This window comes from Runella sp. (genome assembly GCF_965279615.1).
GTDB lineage: Bacteria > Bacteroidota > Bacteroidia > Cytophagales > Spirosomataceae > Runella.
On the sequence record NZ_OZ257252.1, the window covers coordinates 1331348 to 1349296 of the forward strand.

Here is a 17949-nt window from a genome sequence, read left to right on the forward strand (position 1 = left end):
CTATCTTAGAATTCACGCGGAGTACTTTACGGCATCTTATATATACCAATTAAATTAATATTTTTCTTATTCTTATGTTAATTGGTATGTTTTTAGTAAACTGCTAGAATATTCGTTCCGGGAAGACTGGTCGCCATGACCACCTTTTCGGTTAAAAATTTTATGCCCGGTATAACCGATTGATTATGACCCCTTTGATGTGCCTGCTGATAAATCTTAACGAAGATGACCTACTTATTTTTAAGCCGGCTCTTGAATACCTCAACAAACCCACTCAATATATCAGTACAACCGGTGCCGGCGAAGCGCTGAAGCTGTTGCCTCAAGAAAATACCATTCCTGCAAGTTATTCCCATCATCATTTACATCAGCTCTTTCGAGCAGCGAGACAAAATCGAAACGGTTGACTCAGATGGTGTCTTTTTTAGTAGCAAACCCGCTCACATTGATGACATCAGATCACTTTTTTTATTCTATGCATACATTTCAACCTTTGATATAAACGATAACAATCAAGTATAATGAAAAACGAATCCATAAAAATCCTTCAACAAAATAAGAAAACCATTCTTGATCTTTGGATGAAAAATCAGGCAGTGGAAGAAGGATTTCGAGACTATCTTTTGAACAATGAGAATCAGCTTGAGCAATCCGATGAGCTTTTGACAGTGCTGTTAAATTCACTTAATGACGAAAATTTTGAAAATATACGTTCCAAAGAGTTTGACAAGATAATTGATGTCCTCGCCGGTATATCCGTATCTCGTGCCAAGCAGGGGTTTTCACCCCGCGAAACCGGAGAGTATATCTTTGGGCTAAAAGACGCTTTACTACAGGTAGCACAGCAGGAAATCAAGGATTTGACGGTACTGTATCAAACCATTCTGAATATTTCCAAACTCTTCGACCACCTCGGTATCGTAACGTTTGAAACATTCATCAAAGGTCGGGAGGATGTGATATTTCGCCAGACAGAAGAGATTACCGAGATATCAACGCCCGTTATCAGAGTATGGGACGGAATCTTGGCCTTACCGATCATTGGTACATTGGATAGCTCACGCACGCAGGTAGTAATGGAAAACCTCTTGCAGGAGATCGTTGAAACCGGAAGCCAGATCGCCATTCTTGATATTTCAGGCGTTCCTGCCGTAGACTCGTTGGTAGCCCAACATTTGATCAAAACAGTAACCGCTACCCGCTTAATGGGCGCAGAGTGTATCATCAGCGGTATTCGTCCCGAGATTGCACAAACAGTAGTACATCTTGGCATTGATCTTTCCAACATTATTACGAAATCAACGCTGGCAAGCGCCCTGAAAACGGCTTTCACCATGCTTACACTGGAAGTTGTCAAAAAATCAAGAATAAAATAAATCGGAAAATACTGCGGATGGATAGAATACCTATTTTAAGAATGGGCCACTTTCTTTTGGTGACCATTCAGGTGGATTTATACGATCAACTTGCCGAAAACCTCGAATCTGATCTGATCAATATGGTCAAAAAAACGAACGCACGAGGAGTGTTAATTGATATTTCGGCCGTTTCGATCATTGATTCTTTTATGGGACGCATCTTAGGCAATATTGCCACCATGTCAAAAATCATGGATGCCGAAACAGTATTGGTAGGTATGCAGCCTGCCGTTGCCATTACATTGGTAGAACTGGGATTGCCTCTTAAAGGAGTATACAGCGCATTAAATGTTGAAAAAGGTATGGACCTGTTACGTTCCAGAATCGGACCTGACGAAAACGAGGAGCAGGACGAAGATGATGATACTGAATAAAGAGACTGTCCCCATTTTTAGAGAGCAGGATGTGGTTCCGTTTCGCAACCGGGTCAAAGAGTATACGATCAAAATTGGGATGGGCATTCTGAATCAAACGAAATTGATCACAGCAGCCAGTGAGTTGGTGCGAAATATGCTCAAATACGGCGGTGGAGGCAATGCTTCCATTGAAGTGGTCAGCGAAGGAAAAAATCAGGGTATCCGACTCATCTTTGCTGACAAAGGCCCCGGCATACAAGATATTACATTGGCCATGAAAGACGGTTACACAACGGGCAAAAGCCTGGGGTTGGGATTGCCCGGTACGCGAAGATTGGTCAACGAATTTAATATACAGTCGGAAGTTAACAAAGGAACGACTGTTACCATCATAAAGTGGAAAAATGGATAATAGAATTTTTTTCACTTATAAAGTGGAGGACCGCAGCTACGTTTCTTTTATTAAAAGAGAAATACACAACATTGTTATTCAGGCAGGGTTCAGCTCTATGCGGGCGGGCGAAGTAGACATCATTGTGTCTGAACTTACTTCCAATCTGATCAAATACGCAAACGGCGGTGAGTTGATCTATCGCCTGAGCGAAGAAGGTGACAATAAGACGTTTGAAATATTCTGTATGGACGATGGGCCGGGCACCAATGACATCACAAAGATGATGCGAGACGGCGCTTCCTCTGCCAATACACTGGGGCATGGATTGGGTGCGATCAAACGACTCAGCGATTTTTTTCAGATCTATTCAAAAGAAGATTGGGGAACCGTTGCCTACGCCAAAGTACACATGCATCCGGTGACACCCAAGATCCAACGCGGCTCAGGTGAGCTGAAAATACAGGCCATCCAGTTGCCGCTTCCCGGCGAAAAAGTGTGCGGAGACGGCTACTGGATCAAGAAGAACGGCGCCGAAACCCACATTTTTTTGGGCGACGGTTTAGGTCATGGCCCTTTGGCATATGAAGCCGTACAAACAGCCATTGCAGCTTTTAAAGAGTGTCAGGAATCAGACCCGGTAGACATTCTCCGGTTTATTCATCAAAATGTAAAAAAAACACGAGGATTGGTGGGGACGGTAGCTATTTTGAACAGCAAAAAAAACGAATGGAATATTTGCGGAATAGGCAATATTACCACTCGCCTATATCAGGGACTTGAATCCAAAAATTGCATTTCACACAACGGAATCATTGGGATGAATATTCCCAATACTATTGACAGCTACCGAGTACCGGCAGATACGTATCCGGGTATCATTATGTATTCTGACGGCATACGCAATCGTTGGAACCCTGCAAAATTTCCTTTTATCCTTAATTATGATTCGTCGATCATCGCCTCTGTCATCTTCAAAGATAATGCCCGGCGTACTGACGATATGACGATATTAACAGGCAAAGTAACTCATTGAAAACCATGCAAGAGGTAGCCAAAATCAATCTTGACAACGAAATGGATCTGATCCTTGCGCACAAGCGCACGATGAAACTGGCGGAATTGTGTGGGCTTACGCTTACCGCACAAACCGTTTTTGCCACCGCCGTTTCAGAAATTGCCCGTTGTGCTATTGGCTATGGTAATAAATCGTACCTTGTACTTGGCATTCATCACCTCAAACTCAACCGCAAAGAAATTGTTGCTTCGGTTTTCAATACGATTAACCTGAGCAATAAAAATTCAGAAGCTTTTTCTTACGCTGCCCGCCTCATGGGCGATTTGCACCTTTCCAACGAAAATGGGTTATATGAAGTAAGGATCAACCAACGGATTCACTTTGGCGGGCTTATTTCTGACGCGAAGATCGAGTCTTTCAAAAATTATTTCAAGCAGGAGCCTCCCCTTTCGCCTTATGATGAGATCCGAAAAAAAAATATCCAGTTAATTGACCTCTCAGAACGGCTGCAAAAAAGTGAAACGCAATACCGTTTATTGACCGATACGTTACCGCTCATGATGTTTGCCCTCAATCCCCTTGGAGAAGTAACGTATGCCAACAAATGGCTGAAAGATTATTTGGGCGAAACCTTCAACCAAGTTTCCAACAGCTCATGGCAATCAATACTTCATCCGGAGGATCTAAAAGATATTTGGCAAAATTGGGAAAGAGCTTTAGTCAATACTACCGTTTTTCGTGCACAGGCGCGGTTAAAGCAAAAAGAAAAAGACCGATTTCTTTGGCACCTTATTTCCATCATTCCCATTAACAATGAAAAAGATGGAATCAGTAATTGGATAGGTTTTTTTGTGGATATAAACGCCCAAAAGTCAATCGAAGAAACACTCAAGGATAACAAAGAACTCAAACAGACCCAGATAGAGCTTGAGCGGTATCAATCCCGGTTGGAGCAAAAGATCAATGAATTGAACATCAGCAATCATGATCTAGAACAATTTGCCTACATCGCCAGCCATGATTTGCAGGAACCTTTACGCAAGATCAAAACATTTTCGTCTTTACTGGAGAAAGATCTAACGCTGAATCCGGACCAAAAAACCTATTTTGATAAGATCATTTCGTCCTCCGACCGTATGTCCAATCTTATCAAAGACGTGCTTAATTACTCAAGATTGTCCAACCACATGGAGCAATTCATCCCGGTCGATCTTAATGCTATCGTGGATACGATCAAGAGTGATTTTGATCTGCTGCTCCAAGAGAAGAAAGCAACCCTCACCAGTGTGTCACTTCCGGTAGTGGCGGGAATTCCTTCACAACTTTTACAGCTCTTTTCAAATCTTATCAGTAACTCACTCAAATTTGCCGAAAAAAAACCGGTCATTTCCATTACCTCCAAACGCCTTTCCGGCGACGAAGTGAAGGCCATTCCGCAGCTGAACTCGTCAGCAAATTATGAGCGTATTACACTTACTGACAATGGGATAGGCTTCGAACAACAGTATGCAGAGAAAATATTCACGATCTTTCAGCGTCTCAACAATCGACAGTCCTATTCAGGGACCGGGATCGGTCTGGCACTTTGCAAAAAAATAGTTTCCAACCACAAAGGACTTATTACAGCAGAAGGTCTGTTAAATCAAGGAGCTACTTTCAATATTTATTTCCCCGTCATTTAAACGCCGTTTGTCCGAAACTGTGCGGGTGTTTTACCCGTTATGCGCTTAAACGCCGTATGAAAAGCAGAAGTAGAATTATACCCGACCCGTTCGGCAATTTCATCGATCTTGAGGTGAGAAAAGGCTTTATCGGCCAACATATTTTTGGCTTCTTCCACACGGTACATCGCCATCAGATCAAAAAAACTTTGGTTGAGGCGGTCGTTGAGCACCTGCGACAAATGATGCTGCGAAACAGAAAGCCGTTGTGCCAATTTAGGCAGCGTAACGTCGTTTTCGAGATAGGGTTTTTCTTCCCGCAAATAGGCCTGCAAGCGTTGCAGGATCAGTTCGCCGTAATCATCGGAGAGCGAAGATTTTTCGTACTTCTTTCTGTTTTCGATCACTGCTGATTCCACTCGGAACAATGCCGAATGGTTGATGACCAGATAGCTTGTCAGGTAAATATAAAAAGTGATCAAACTTCCTAATAAATAATCGCCCAAGTCCTGTTTGAACGTAAGTTTTACCGCTATAAAAACGAGTGGGAATAAGGTAGTGATCAACATAAAATTACGCAACTGAGTCAAAGGAGCAACCCGTTGAAACACCCAAAAAGACAGTTCCGCTTTCTTAAACGCACGGTATATATCCCTCAAAGACAGCCAAATATAGATGATCATGCTTATCAATGTCAGGTCATTGACGTGATTGCGTATATGAAGCGGGTCTTCCGGTAGCCAATATTCAAAAGATTTATAAGGCAATTCGGGGTGCCAGGCGTCAATGTATGAATTGTACTTATAGTCATACGGCTGAAATTGCCAAAATCCGGAATACAAAAACCAAAAAAAGAAAGGGATAAGATGCCATCTCCAACCTTTGGGCAAATGACCGTGCAGGCGAGCGTAAATAAAAAAGTAAGGTAACAACGCCAAGAGGAAGTTGGTTGGCTCGGCATAATTATCCGTCCATAACACCTGAAACTGATAATTGGAATAACACAGAAATACTTCAAAAATAGCCGCTGAAAACGCCAGCATGGTCCAGCCCATGATGCGATTGGACAGCACTTTGGCCCGCGTTCCCGTCAGAAAAAGCCCTCCCAACAAGACGCCCTGCACGACACCCAACAAAATCACAATGGCAAAAAAATCAATGCGAACGGGCATGAGAGGCAAAAAATAGGGAACCGAAAAACTGAAAAATTTTAAATGTAAAATGATAAAGTGGCTGAACTGAAAACCTTTTAAACCGAGAAACTGAAAGGTATTAAATGTAAAATGATGAAGTAGTTAGACTGAAGAACCGAAAAATTTTAAATGTAAAATGATAAAGTTAAGAAGAAGTTCGGTCTTGCACCCATCCCTTTTTCAGTTTATTATTTTACATTTTTCGGTTTTTCGGTTCAACTACTTTTCCGGTTTATCATTTTACATTTTTCAGTTTCTCGGTTCAAAATTTCTCCGGTTTATCTCCAGCGTTTGTACTGGTTAATGAGTCCATTGGTACTGCTGTCGTGTGCGTCGATGGGCCAGTCGTTTTGGAGTTCCGGGTAAATTTGGTTGGCAAGCTGTTTGCCCAATTCCACGCCCCACTGATCAAAACTGAAGATGTTCCAAATAATACCCTGTACAAATATCTTGTGCTCATACATAGCGATCAGGCTTCCCAATACACGCGGCGTGATTTTCTTAGCTAATATTGAATTCGTCGGACGATTTCCTTCGAACACCTTAAAAGGAGCCAAAAACGCAATTTCTTCCGCTGTTTTTCCCGCTTTGCTGAGTTCATCGGCGGCTTCTTCATATGTTTTACCGTTCATCAACGCTTCGGTTTGGGCAAAGAAATTGGAAAGCAACATTTTGTGGTGCTCACCGATCGGATTGTGGCTCAACGCAGGCGCAATAAAATCGGCAGGAATCAACTTGGTTCCCTGATGAATCAACTGATAGAAAGCATGTTGGCCGTTGGTGCCGGGCTCACCCCAGATGATGGGCCCTGTTTGATAAGTCACTTTCTCACCTCCACGCGTCACATTCTTACCGTTCGACTCCATATCTCCCTGTTGGAAATAGGCCGCAAAACGGTGCATATATTGGTCATAAGGCAAAATAGCCTGCGTATCGGCGTCAAAGAAATTGTTGTACCAAATGCCCAATAAAGCCAATACGACCGGAATATTCTTCTCAAAACGTGCCGAACGGAAATGGTTATCCATGTCGTGCGCCCCCGCCAAGAGTTGTTCAAAATTTTGGAAACCAATGTAGCAGGAAATAGATAATCCAATGGCCGACCACAACGAATAACGCCCGCCGACCCAATCCCAAAAACCAAACATATTTTCGGGATCAATACCAAACTTCTCTACTTCGGTACGGTTGGTGGAGATCGCCACAAAGTGCTTGGCTACGTGAGCGCTTTCCTTCGCCGTTTCCAAAAACCAGCGGCGAGCCGTATGGGCATTGGCCATGGTTTCCTGCGTTGTAAAGGTCTTGGACGCGATCATGAACAGCGTCGTTTCAGGATTCAAATTTGTTAACGCTTCGGCAATGTGCGTGCCGTCTACGTTCGACACATAATGCACATTCAGCCCTTTTTTGCCGTATGCTTTCAAGGCCTCCGTCACCATAACGGGGCCAAGATCAGAGCCGCCAATGCCGATATTGACCAAATCGGTGATCTTCTTCCCCGAAAATCCTTTCCATTCACCGCCACGTACTTTCTCCGAAAAGACCTTCATTTTTTCCAATACTTCGTTCACATCAGGCATCACGTCTTTGCCATCCACGAGCACGGGTGTATTGGAACGATTGCGCAAGGCTACGTGCAATACCGAACGTTTTTCGGTGGCATTGATCTTATCGCCCGTAAACATTTTTTCGATGGCTTCACTCAGTTGACACTCCCGCGCCAAATCGCAGAGATACGCCAAGGTACGACCATTGATGCGATTTTTAGAATAGTCAACGATGATATCTCCCAAGCGCAGTGAGAACTTCTTAAATCGGTTGGGATCTTCGGCAAAAAGCTCTTTCAAGTGCTTCTTGCTGATGCTCTTATGATGGGTTTTGAGTTTGCGGTAAGCAGCCGTCTGATCAAAAGGAATGGCTTGTAACATCTGTTTTGTGATTTTTTATGAATATGCAAAAGTAGGATTTTCGCCGGCTTTCCGCACATTTTGGTTATATAAAGTGGTTTTTGAAGCATAGAAGTGCGCTGCTTTACTATTTTAGCATGCCTGTGCAAAAGAACTTGAAGCAGAGTAGTGTCATCGGTTTCTCAAAACCGCTGATTTTCCAAGCGACGGCAAAATCCTACTAAAAGTATTTGGAAGAAGTATAAAACAATTGTGCAGAAGGTTTCTCAAAATCGCCGTTGCTTTGAATTGGAATTTTGTCTGGATATATAAAATTTAGTTTTATATATTTAAAAAAACTTTCTGCATGAAACTCCTATGTATATTATTGTTTCTTCTGCTCAGTTTTCAGATGAAAGCGCAAAACATTTTAATTCGGGGAAAAATCAAGAATCCTACCGCTCGTACCATTGAAATTATGCTATTTCCTTATGCTCAAAAGAATATTAAAGAAGTGCTTTTTTTAAACGATGCCAATGAATTCGAATTTAAAACAACATTGAATGACATAGCCTATATGACGCTGACGTTCGACGAGAATCGCTCAATCAACAAAGGAGGGCAACTACATTGGTATATTCTGGAACCAAACGACGAGGTTACCATGACATTTGATGCTAAAAATTTTTGGCAATCAATTTGTTACACAGGCAATTCGGCGGCAAAATTTAGCTATTACAAAGAAGATTTTGCAACAACAACGCTAAGTCAGAATTGGGAAACCACTGCAAAAGCCAAATTGAAATCCTCCAAAAATGAATTTTATCGTTATCTGACTCAAATAGAAAACTCAAGACTGAAAATACTGGAAAAATACAAATCACAACTTACACCTTCTTTTTGTACAATTTGTCGAGCCGATGTAAAAGCTGCCATTGGCAAAAAGATGGTTCAAGCTATATACCGGGAAGCAGAGGCAAAAAGTATAGAACCTACAGATTCACTAATCCCTGTGGCTTACCGAGGCTCATTTACCGAAATAATTCCGCTGCAAAATGAGATAACGGCTAAGTCGATGAGTTACCCAACGATGGTAATGTACTTTCTAATGCTCAAATATCCTTCGCCCGGAATTCCGTTTGGGGAACAAAATGACTATTTTAAGACCAACAAATCGAAATTTCATCCTGCGTTTGTTGAAACGTTACAGAGCGAACTGCTTGAGGGTGAAATAAACTATAAAGGTGCTACTCCCGGCCTATTGCATCAAGTTACGGAGTTTGAAAAACAATATCCACACAGTCGTTTTACAGCCCGAATCAAAGAAGTGCTTATCAAAAAAGCAAGGTTTTTGCCCGGCAAACCTGCCTTTGCTTTTACCTTGCGAGATACAACCGGGCAATATGTACAATTGGCTGATTTTAAAGGGAAAATCGTCTATTTAGATTTTTGGGCAAGTTGGTGTGGGCCTTGTATTACTCAAATCAAATCTGCTAAAAAACTCAAAGATCATTTCAAAGACCAAAAGGACTTGGTGTTTATATATATTTCTATTGATGAAAAGGATAGTAATTGGCGCAAAGCCATTGCAAATCATCACATAACGGGAATACACTTGCGTGATGATATAAAAAATGAAAAAAGCATAGCCAATATCTATGATGCAACCTCTATTCCTTCATCGTTTATCATTGACAAAACAGGAAATTTCTACGCCATACAACCGCCAAGTCCAAGCGAAAAAGAAGGCAAAGCGTTACTAAAAGTATTGGAAGAAGCACTGGCGAAATAGCAAAATGGTGCTTTTGCCACTACATTTGTCGGCAACCAACGTCGGCGAGGCTTGGAGCGGGGGCACGGTACTCCGCTGCGGCCCAGCCCTCGCCAACGTTGTAACTCTTATTCAAAATCATGCTCACCTCCTTCCTCACTGCCGACTGGCGCAAATTGGCGATGGTCAATTACGCAGTTCCTCCCAACCTCCTGCAACCACTGGTTCCCAAACACACCGAACTTGATTTGTTTGAAGGACACTGCTTTGTAAGCCTGATTGGTTTTTTATTTGATAATGTAAGCCTTCTGGGCAGACCGATTCCGTTTCATACCACGTTTGAAGAAGTCAATTTGCGGTTTTACGTCAAGCATCGTGCAGAAGATGGCACTTGGAAACGAGGCGTTACTTTTGTGAAGGAAATTGTCCCGAAATATGCGGTTAGTTGGGTAGCGAATGCCATCTATCATGAGCCTTACGTCACAATGCCGATGCGTCACCATTGGGAAAATGCGGACGATCAATTAACCGTAAGTTATGAATGGAAAAAAAAGGAATGGCACCGTTTAAAACTTATCGCCGACGATACGGCAATTCCAATGGAAGTTGGCAGTTTGGAGGAATTTATCACCGAACATTATTGGGGGTATACAAAATACAATGCTTCCACTACCTATGAGTACGGTGTTGAGCATCCGCGTTGGGAAATTTACCCCGTCAAAACACAAACAATTGAAGTAGATTTTGGAGCAGTGTACGGAAGTGAATTCGACTTTCTCACCAACCAATCTCCTCATTCTGCCGTCTTGGCCGAAGGCTCAGCCATTGTTGTGAAGTCCGCTAAAAAGCTATAATCTAGTCGTCTTTCTTAGGGCATTTTTTGCAGTGCTTGCCTTTCTTTTTGTAGGCTTTGCAGCACTTTTTGAGATCACAGGCAAAGGCACACCCTATAAATGGATTAGCGGTAAAAAACTTTTCTTCGGTTTCAACCAATGAGCACGCGGATACTTCAGTCTGAATCATTACAGCTTTAATAGTTTCAATTACTAACGCAAAAGTAGCTTATTTAGATTAAATACAAACAATTTATTTTTCATTAATTTTTTACCTATTCGGGCCTTTCAATAGAAAAATAACTTTTAAAGGGTGAAAAAACCTTTTTTTGAGGGTTTGCTGCTGTTTTTTCGCGTTTCTATATCTTTCTTTGTACTTAAATAAATTACTTTAAATCTTATGAGAGTCAACCGTTTACTTATTGCCTTTCTGGTCTTCTCGCTACATGCTTACTCGCAATCAGGAGAAGAAAAACACTTGAAAAATGTGAAGCAGCTCACTTTTGGAGGCGACAATGCAGAAGCCTATTTCAGTTTCAACGACCAATATGTCAGCTTCCAATCCAACAACCCGAAGTGGGGTTTGCAATGTGATCAGATATTTTATTTAGATGTCAACAAAGGCCTAAGCAATCCGGATGAGCGCCCTCCATTCATCAGCACGGGCAAAGGCCGCACTACCTGCTCCTACTTTATGCCGGGCGATAAACAGATACTTTTTGCCAGTACGCACGTCGGAAACGATTCATGCCCTCCTCCTGCCAAGCCTTACCTCAACAAATATTTATGGGCTATCTATGATACCTACGATATTTTCGTATCCGACCTGAAAGGAAAGATCGTGAAGCAATTAACCACCGAAAAAGGTTACGATGCGGAAGCCACCATTTCACCCAAAGGCGACAAAATCGTTTTTACGTCTACCCGCGATGGTGATCTGGACCTGTACGTCATGGACATTAACGGCAAAAATGTTAAACGCGTCACGAATCAATTGGGCTACGATGGCGGGGCTTTCTTCTCTCCTGACGGCAAGAAATTAGTTTTCCGCGCATCGCGCCCAAAGAGCAATGAAGAAGTGGCCGAATATAAAAAATTGCTGTCGATGGGCTTGGTCGCCCCTACCGATATGGAAATTTATACCTGTAACGTTGACGGTTCGGATTTGCGCCAAATCACCAAATTAGGCAAGGCCAACTGGGCTCCCTACTTTACTCCTAAAGGCGATAAGATCATTTTTTCTTCCAATCACCACTCACAACGTGGGTATGACTTTCAGTTATATACTGTCAATTTAGACGGCACCGGAGTGGAACGAATAACTAACAACAGTATTTTCAACGCTTTTCCGATGTTTTCACACGATGGTAAAAAGCTCATTTTCAGCTCTAATCGTAATAATGCACCGGGTTCACGCGATACTAATCTGTACATTGCCGATTGGGTAGATTAGTCAATTATCCGTCGGTCGGTTATTAACGAACGTATTCTAACCGACTGACGGGTATTACCGATACCACCTATTATGAATCTTAATCAAATCACCGTTCCATCGCTTGACCTGAGTAGGTCAGTTCCGTTTTATGAGCAATTGGGACTTAAGCTCATCGTAAACGCTCCGCCTCATTATGCACGATTTGAGTGCCCCGATGGAGAAGGGACTTTTTCACTTCACCAAGTAGAAAAACTCCCGCAAGGAGAAGGTATTTGGGTTTATTTTGAGTGTGAAGACTTAGACAATTACGTTCAGGAATTGATCGAAAAGGGAATCACGTTTGAAGAATTGCCCAATGACAAAACCTGGCTTTGGCGGGAAGCAAGGCTCAAAGATCCCGACTATAATCAATTGATTCTTTTTTACGGCGGCGTGAATCGAAAAAATCCACCCTGGCGCGTTTAATTAAAAATCATTAAACCTCGAATAAATCATAATTATCGCAAACACAGCGCCTTCAGGTCTTCCACTTCTCCTAAAAAAACATTATAGTCTACGGGGCCACGAATACCGTCGGTATAGCCACTTTTGGAATGTTGCCAAAAATGAATGACAGCATCATCGTAGCGGTTGAGTGTCCAACCCGAATAATCAGCGATCCAAAGCGGATAACCCACGAAATTATCTTTGATGTAGCGACGATAAAAATCAGCATTGGTATAAATGATCGGTCGCGCACCGTAATAGTTTTCGGCCAAAGCGAGCCATGTTTTTAAATTCGCGATCACCTGCTCTCGGGGCAGCGCGTTGGTACCGATCTCAAAATCCAGTACGGGAGGCAGATCCCCTCTTTTAAGTTTTACCGAACGTTTGAAATTCTCAAATTGCGGTTGCGGTGTTTTCCAGGGAATATAAAAATGGTAGGCACCCCGATACAGCCCCACCGCATCCGCCTGTTTCCAATTGTTTTTAAAGTCTTTGTCGGTCAGCGATGTTCCCTCTGTGGCTTTGATAAAAGCAAATTGAAGCCGTAATTCCTCAAAACGCATTTGGCGTAATTGCGACCAATTGATTTGGCCGTTGTGCTTGGATACGTCAATTCCGTGAATGGAATATTTGAAGGGTAAGCGAATCCCGATCTTATGTACGTGTCGCCAATCGTTGGTATTCAGGCGATTAATGTACCAAATTATACCTCCCGCGATCAAAACGACAGCCGCAATGATCGCCCAACCGACAGGAGGCAATGCACGTTTTTTGGGGGAAGAAGGAACTGAAACTCGGCGCGCCATATTCAGGCAAAAATTTAAAACAAAAAATCAGTCTTTAACGGGAATATGGGCCACTTCCGCATCCGGGTTGTTAAGTTGCGACTCGTCCAACGGAGACAATGGCACTTCGTTGAAAACCCTGTTTCGGGTGGGCAGTTGTGTCAGAAAAAATAAGACAAGGGTACCGGCCACGCCTAAATGCAGCATCTCGCCCGTCAGAAAATAAGCCACTAACGAGAGAAATGTCGCGGCCTCGAAGAATGCGTATTTAAAAATAAGGGCACTTTGATATTTGCGAAGCTTGTCCGACAACAGATCAGCAATTCCTAATTCTTTGATGGATTTTTTGGAGAGTTGCATACCCAACAGCGGCAACACCACGGCCGCCCCGGGCACCAAGTAAACAAACAATTTCCCTAGTGTGACTTCACTAGGCATAGCATTCGCTTGGGTGCTTCGTAAAAAAAAGAAAACGGTTCCTGTCCCCACCTGCGCCACCAACATTACACCATAAACAAGCAACAGTAATTTAAAATATTGCTTGCTCGTCAGGATTTTATGATCCATAAAAAACAAATTTGGTCCGCAAATTAATGATTTTTAGACAAAAAGAGGGCTTTTAATTATAAAATGGAACTATAACTCCGGTTTCCAACGCCATAAATAACGACACGCCATGGTTCGGTACGGTCGCCAATTTTCAGCAATAACGTGCAGTTCTTTATACAATACACGCCCCGTTTCGGTTAGATTATAGGCCCGCACCATCTTTTGTCGAATCACCAGATCGTCAATCGGAAATACATCGGGCCGTTCCATGACAAACATCAACAGCATTTCCACTGTCCATCGTCCTACCCCTTTGATCGGGATAAGGTACGCGACAATCTCATCGTCTGTCATGTTGCTGAGCTGGTGATAATCAATGCCTTTTTCGATGGCAAAGACCGCAACGTTCTGTAGGTAATTTATTTTCTGAAAAGACAATCCCGCGCCACGTAACTCTTCAATTGTTTTGCCTATAAGCAGCTCCGGATGCGGGTAGGAATCATCAAATAACGCTCTGAAACGCGCAAAAATAGAATCAGCGGCTTTGGTTGAAATTTGCTGAGAGACAATACTTTCCAACAACGCCAGATATACATCGTTATTCCAATCGGTTGTCTTCAACGTAGGAGTAGTTTCAATAATGGATGCAAGAACGGCGTCTTTTGAAGCAAGGTAGATTTCAGGAATCATTTACAGTACTGATTTTTCCGAAAGTTAGGGAAAAGATGGTTATTAAAAACGCAAATATTCCGGGATAAAAGACTTTATCGCCGTTTAAAAGAAGTACATTTGGTAGTCATTAAGCTGTTTTCCAACCCCGGTGTAACGCAAAAAAAATGCATTATCTTCCGTTCAATTCATTAGTTTTCAACCTTTTCCTGCTTTTTCTTATAAAACCAAGTTGCGAATATATATTTATCCTCCGCAGCGGAAGTAATTGACTAAAAGGCACTTAATTCAAACACCCATTTTACCATACCTTAAGCTGTAAGTTGCTATGTTATCCATTGAGCAAAAAGTGGGCATTGAATTATCTCATCTGCGAAATAGTCCCGACTTTATACATTTACCGGATTACGCCCGTTTTTTGCTGGCCCACCATCTGAACGACTTTGCGGCAGCTCTTTTAAGAATTTCGAGAGAGACCAACGTACCTTTGCTCAAGTATTTTGAAGCACTGTCCGAAGCTGAAATTGTTGCTTTATCTATTCAAGGCACTCAACGTTTGTTGGAAAAATTCTCTCAAAATAAAATATATGATTTTATTGAATCCAGCGTCAACACTTGGCTTACCAATCAACTTCCCCAGATCCAATCCAATGAGATAGTCGTTGAAGATATTTCAAAGGTGAGTTTTTCGCGCAGGAAAGCATTCCGCGAATTTTTACCCCACTACACTTCCGACATTTCAGTCTATATTCAGGTGATGAATGAGGTGGACAGATTTACGGTGATGCTGGAAGAGATTTGTTATAAAACGCTCTTTGATCTGAAGCAGGAGAAAATAAACGAACACCATTATTTCATTGATAAGATCAATAATACCATTCCCGGCATTACGTATGTATTTGATATAAAAGAACTTAAAGAAATATATTCCAACCATAAGCGAGAAGAATTGTTGGGATATACGGAAGACGATATAAAAGCAATGGGCAATACTATTCTCCATTTGCTGATTCACCCCGATGATCTTCCGCAAATTCTGAACCATTTTCAATCATTTTCAGCCGTTGCTGACGGAGAGATAAAAATGATCGAATACCGGATACGCGCTAAAAACGGCATGTATCAATGGCAGCGGGGGTATGAGACCATTTTTAAAAGAGGCAATGACGGCCTGCCTTCTCAGGTCATTGGCATTGCGATTGACATTTCGAAAGAAAAAGAGGTTTCCAATCAATTGGAACGCAGCGAGCATCAGTTGCGCGAAGCACAGGAAATTGCGGGCTTGGGCAGTTTTGAGTGGGATTTTATTGGAGAGAATTCTGTTTTTTCGCCTCAGTTGATGAAATTGTTTGAGTTGGACAAAGCAACATCGCTTCCTCTCTTTCTTAATTATGTTCATCCTTCCGACCAAAAAAAGGTCAAAACCGCCTTGGAAAATGCTATTCAGGGAGATGGATTATACGAAAGTGAATATCGCTATCGAAAAAGCGGACCGGAAAAAGTCATTTGGTCGCGTGGTTTGGTACAGTTTGAAAACAACAAACCGATAAAAATGAAAGGAACGATCATGGATGTTACCCAACGCCATGATATGGTAAAACGATTGGAAAGAAGCGAAGAATTGCACAAACAGGCGCAGGCTCTCACCCACTTGGGTAACTGGAGTTGGTACATACCCGATAACAAAATAACTTGGAGCGACGAGATGTATCGGATCTATGGTCTTGAGCCTCAGTCGGAAGAGATTACATTTGAGCGCTTTCTATCGTTGATTCATCCGGACGACCGCCAAAACAGGCAGGATGAAATTCAAAAAGCGCTCCAAACCCACATTGCCGATGATTATATCATACGAATCGTCTGCGAAGACGGAACCACAAAAGTGCTTCAGGGAAGAGGAGAAGTTCTTTTGGACGAAAATCAAAATCCCTATAAATTGGTCGGAACCTGTCAGGACATTACCCGGCAACATTTGCTCAATGAGCAATTGAAAGAAAATGAAGAAACATTCCGCCAATTGATCTTCAACGCTCCCGATGCCATCATTGTGATCGACGAAGACAGCAAGATATTGCTCTGGAACCCAAAAGCAGAAGCGATATTCGGCTGGACCTCAGAAGAGATCATAGGGCAAAGTCTGACGCAAACGGTTATGCCGCCCAAATTCAGGGAGGGTCATCTCAAAGGCATACAGCGTCTGCACAAAACGGGGGAATCACGCGTTTTGAATCAAACCATCGAGATCACCGCTCAAAAAAAGAATGGAGAAGAGTTTTACATTGCGCTCTCCATTGCGCGTTCTTTCCGCGCCGGTGAACCCGTTTTCATTTCTTTCATTCGGGATATTTCGAAAGAAAAAAATGCTGAGTTCGAACTCGAAGCCCAACGCAAACAGCTGGCACAGAAAAACAGCGAATTGGAACGAAGCAATCAGGAGTTACTGGCATTCAACTACATAGCAAGCCACGATTTGCAGGAACCGGTACGCAAAATTGCGCTTTTCAGCGGCAGGGTTCTTGAAAATAAAGACGAAAACATCTCTAAAGATGTCCGCGACTACGTGAAGCGCATCGCCGGATCGGCGCATCATATGCAAAAATTGATCGAGGCACTTCTGGCATTTTCACGCGCCACCTCCACGGAAGAAGTGGTTCAGGCCGTTGACCTTAATCGAATGCTCGACGAAGTGACCTATTTATTGCAGGAAAAAATAGAAGAAAAAAAGGCAACCATTACCGTTGCACCCTTGCCGGTCATCCATTTTGTACCGATCCAATTTCAGCAGTTAATGGAGAATATTATCACCAATGCGCTTAAATACAGTCGTGAAGATGTAGCGCCACATATCCAAATCGGCTCTGATATTGTTCATGGGGAAGCGTTGCTTCATGAAGGCGCAAACCCTCAAAATCAATACCATCTTATCTCTATTGCTGACAATGGCATCGGATTTGATCAACAGTATTCTCGTAAAATTTTCGAACTTTTTCAGCGCCTTCACAACAAGAATGAGTACTCAGGCATTGGCATTGGTCTGGCTATCTGCCAAAAAATCGTTTTAAATCACCGGGGATTTATTAAAGCACAGGGAAAACCGGGGGAAGGTGCCAAATTTGAGATTTACATACCTGCGAAAGTAAAAAACGACAATTAATAACGCAGAACGTTGGTCAATACAGTACGGGCTTTGGTCTGCACCAAGTGGATAATTGACTCTTACAGTGTCGGATTAATAAAAAAAACCTTTGTTTCGTTGTTTTCCGTAAGTATACAGTACTTAATAAATAGCCATTTCCACAAAAAGCAATCGCCCATTTTTTTAATACAAATTGATATGTCATTACATTTACTTTTAAGTATTCGAGCAAAAATTTTCGAGTTTTTACAAGATAGATATTACTCCGGTGAGCGGACGGGTCGGGTTGTGAGCAACGGCAGCAGCCGACTGTCCTCTACACAGGGACACACTTCCGTGCGGAGGGTTGCTCACAACCCGAC

General features: G+C 42.4%; 16 protein-coding genes. 11 read left to right on the plus strand and 5 right to left on the minus strand.

Annotated elements, in window-relative coordinates; translation table 11 throughout:
• The first annotated feature begins 185 nt into the window (after positions 1 to 185).
• The 6 genes from ACQY73_RS05960 (at position 186) to ACQY73_RS05985 (ending at position 4865) form a co-directional block, all read left to right on the plus strand.
• Positions 186 to 407: a hypothetical protein gene (locus tag ACQY73_RS05960; protein WP_428662817.1), complete on the plus strand. Its 222-nt coding sequence runs from the start codon at positions 186 to 188 to the stop codon at positions 405 to 407.
• A gap of 114 nt (positions 408 to 521) precedes the next feature.
• Entirely contained in the window at positions 522 to 1376 is an 855-nt protein-coding gene (locus ACQY73_RS05965; protein WP_428662820.1) for an STAS domain-containing protein, read from the plus strand.
• Positions 1377 to 1417: 41 nt separating this feature from the next.
• A complete protein-coding gene (locus ACQY73_RS05970) occupies positions 1418 to 1792 on the plus strand; it encodes an STAS domain-containing protein (protein WP_428662823.1) in 375 nt (124 codons plus the stop codon).
• Entirely contained in the window at positions 1776 to 2186 is a 411-nt protein-coding gene (locus tag ACQY73_RS05975; RefSeq protein WP_428662825.1) for an anti-sigma regulatory factor, read from the plus strand. The genes ACQY73_RS05970 and ACQY73_RS05975 overlap by 17 nt, the downstream gene beginning before the upstream one ends.
• Positions 2179 to 3201, plus strand: coding sequence for an ATP-binding protein (locus ACQY73_RS05980; RefSeq protein ID WP_428662828.1), 1023 nt, complete (start codon positions 2179 to 2181; stop codon positions 3199 to 3201). The genes ACQY73_RS05975 and ACQY73_RS05980 overlap by 8 nt, the downstream gene beginning before the upstream one ends.
• A gap of 5 nt (positions 3202 to 3206) precedes the next feature.
• Positions 3207 to 4865 carry a sensor histidine kinase gene (locus ACQY73_RS05985; RefSeq protein ID WP_428662830.1) on the plus strand — a complete coding sequence of 553 codons (1659 nt, stop codon included), beginning with the start codon at positions 3207 to 3209 and terminating at the stop codon, positions 4863 to 4865.
• Here ACQY73_RS05985 and ACQY73_RS05990 read toward each other — a convergent pair.
• The gene (locus ACQY73_RS05990; protein ID WP_428662832.1) at positions 4862 to 6016 is read right to left on the minus strand and encodes a helix-turn-helix transcriptional regulator; all 1155 of its coding nucleotides are present in this window, start codon (positions 6014 to 6016) and stop codon (positions 4862 to 4864) included. The two genes, ACQY73_RS05985 and ACQY73_RS05990, sit on opposite strands and share 4 nt — an antisense overlap.
• Before the next feature lie 299 nt (positions 6017 to 6315).
• Complete coding sequence (gene pgi, locus ACQY73_RS05995; RefSeq protein WP_428662834.1) at positions 6316 to 7965, minus strand: glucose-6-phosphate isomerase; 1650 nt, start codon at positions 7963 to 7965, stop codon at positions 6316 to 6318.
• A 325-nt stretch (positions 7966 to 8290) separates the two neighbouring features.
• Between pgi and ACQY73_RS06000 the strand changes: the two genes are divergently transcribed.
• From ACQY73_RS06000 to ACQY73_RS06015, 4 genes are all read left to right on the plus strand, one after another.
• Complete coding sequence (locus ACQY73_RS06000; RefSeq protein ID WP_428662837.1) at positions 8291 to 9715, plus strand: TlpA family protein disulfide reductase; 1425 nt, start codon at positions 8291 to 8293, stop codon at positions 9713 to 9715.
• A gap of 119 nt (positions 9716 to 9834) precedes the next feature.
• Positions 9835 to 10548 carry a YqjF family protein gene (locus ACQY73_RS06005; protein ID WP_428662839.1) on the plus strand — a complete coding sequence of 238 codons (714 nt, stop codon included), beginning with the start codon at positions 9835 to 9837 and terminating at the stop codon, positions 10546 to 10548.
• A gap of 379 nt (positions 10549 to 10927) precedes the next feature.
• Positions 10928 to 11980, plus strand: coding sequence for a TolB family protein (locus ACQY73_RS06010; RefSeq protein WP_428662841.1), 1053 nt, complete (start codon positions 10928 to 10930; stop codon positions 11978 to 11980).
• A 72-nt stretch (positions 11981 to 12052) separates the two neighbouring features.
• Positions 12053 to 12427, plus strand: coding sequence for a VOC family protein (locus ACQY73_RS06015; protein WP_428662844.1), 375 nt, complete (start codon positions 12053 to 12055; stop codon positions 12425 to 12427).
• 32 nt (positions 12428 to 12459) lie between these two features.
• Here ACQY73_RS06015 and ACQY73_RS06020 read toward each other — a convergent pair whose 3' ends face one another.
• From ACQY73_RS06020 to ACQY73_RS06030, 3 genes are all read right to left on the minus strand, one after another.
• The gene (locus ACQY73_RS06020; RefSeq protein ID WP_428662847.1) at positions 12460 to 13254 is read right to left on the minus strand and encodes a glycoside hydrolase family 25 protein; all 795 of its coding nucleotides are present in this window, start codon (positions 13252 to 13254) and stop codon (positions 12460 to 12462) included.
• 27 nt (positions 13255 to 13281) lie between these two features.
• The gene (locus ACQY73_RS06025) at positions 13282 to 13800 is read right to left on the minus strand and encodes a hypothetical protein (protein WP_428662850.1); all 519 of its coding nucleotides are present in this window, start codon (positions 13798 to 13800) and stop codon (positions 13282 to 13284) included.
• A gap of 69 nt (positions 13801 to 13869) precedes the next feature.
• A complete protein-coding gene (locus tag ACQY73_RS06030) occupies positions 13870 to 14472 on the minus strand; it encodes a DNA-3-methyladenine glycosylase family protein (RefSeq protein WP_428662853.1) in 603 nt (200 codons plus the stop codon).
• A gap of 307 nt (positions 14473 to 14779) precedes the next feature.
• On the opposite strand from ACQY73_RS06030, the gene ACQY73_RS06035 reads away from it, so the two are divergent.
• The gene (locus tag ACQY73_RS06035; protein ID WP_428662856.1) at positions 14780 to 17605 is read left to right on the plus strand and encodes a PAS domain-containing sensor histidine kinase; all 2826 of its coding nucleotides are present in this window, start codon (positions 14780 to 14782) and stop codon (positions 17603 to 17605) included.
• Positions 17606 to 17949: the final 344 nt, after the last annotated feature.

What these genes read in the sequence shown, in the direction of transcription:
- ACQY73_RS05960 (WP_428662817.1), top strand. Translation starts at nt 186, where the DNA reads ATGACCCCTTTGATGTGCCTGCTGATAAATCTTAACGAAGATGACCTA.
- ACQY73_RS05965 (WP_428662820.1), top strand. Translation starts at nt 522, where the DNA reads ATGAAAAACGAATCCATAAAAATCCTTCAACAAAATAAGAAAACCATT.
- ACQY73_RS05970 (WP_428662823.1), top strand. Translation starts at nt 1,418, where the DNA reads ATGGGCCACTTTCTTTTGGTGACCATTCAGGTGGATTTATACGATCAA.
- ACQY73_RS05975 (WP_428662825.1), top strand. Translation starts at nt 1,776, where the DNA reads ATGATGATACTGAATAAAGAGACTGTCCCCATTTTTAGAGAGCAGGAT.
- ACQY73_RS05980 (WP_428662828.1), top strand. Translation starts at nt 2,179, where the DNA reads ATGGATAATAGAATTTTTTTCACTTATAAAGTGGAGGACCGCAGCTAC.
- ACQY73_RS05985 (WP_428662830.1), top strand. Translation starts at nt 3,207, where the DNA reads ATGCAAGAGGTAGCCAAAATCAATCTTGACAACGAAATGGATCTGATC.
- ACQY73_RS05990 (WP_428662832.1), bottom strand. Translation starts at nt 6,016, where the DNA reads ATGCCCGTTCGCATTGATTTTTTTGCCATTGTGATTTTGTTGGGTGTC.
- pgi (WP_428662834.1), bottom strand. Translation starts at nt 7,965, where the DNA reads ATGTTACAAGCCATTCCTTTTGATCAGACGGCTGCTTACCGCAAACTC.
- ACQY73_RS06000 (WP_428662837.1), top strand. Translation starts at nt 8,291, where the DNA reads ATGAAACTCCTATGTATATTATTGTTTCTTCTGCTCAGTTTTCAGATG.
- ACQY73_RS06005 (WP_428662839.1), top strand. Translation starts at nt 9,835, where the DNA reads ATGCTCACCTCCTTCCTCACTGCCGACTGGCGCAAATTGGCGATGGTC.
- ACQY73_RS06010 (WP_428662841.1), top strand. Translation starts at nt 10,928, where the DNA reads ATGAGAGTCAACCGTTTACTTATTGCCTTTCTGGTCTTCTCGCTACAT.
- ACQY73_RS06015 (WP_428662844.1), top strand. Translation starts at nt 12,053, where the DNA reads ATGAATCTTAATCAAATCACCGTTCCATCGCTTGACCTGAGTAGGTCA.
- ACQY73_RS06020 (WP_428662847.1), bottom strand. Translation starts at nt 13,254, where the DNA reads ATGGCGCGCCGAGTTTCAGTTCCTTCTTCCCCCAAAAAACGTGCATTG.
- ACQY73_RS06025 (WP_428662850.1), bottom strand. Translation starts at nt 13,800, where the DNA reads ATGGATCATAAAATCCTGACGAGCAAGCAATATTTTAAATTACTGTTG.
- ACQY73_RS06030 (WP_428662853.1), bottom strand. Translation starts at nt 14,472, where the DNA reads ATGATTCCTGAAATCTACCTTGCTTCAAAAGACGCCGTTCTTGCATCC.
- ACQY73_RS06035 (WP_428662856.1), top strand. Translation starts at nt 14,780, where the DNA reads ATGTTATCCATTGAGCAAAAAGTGGGCATTGAATTATCTCATCTGCGA.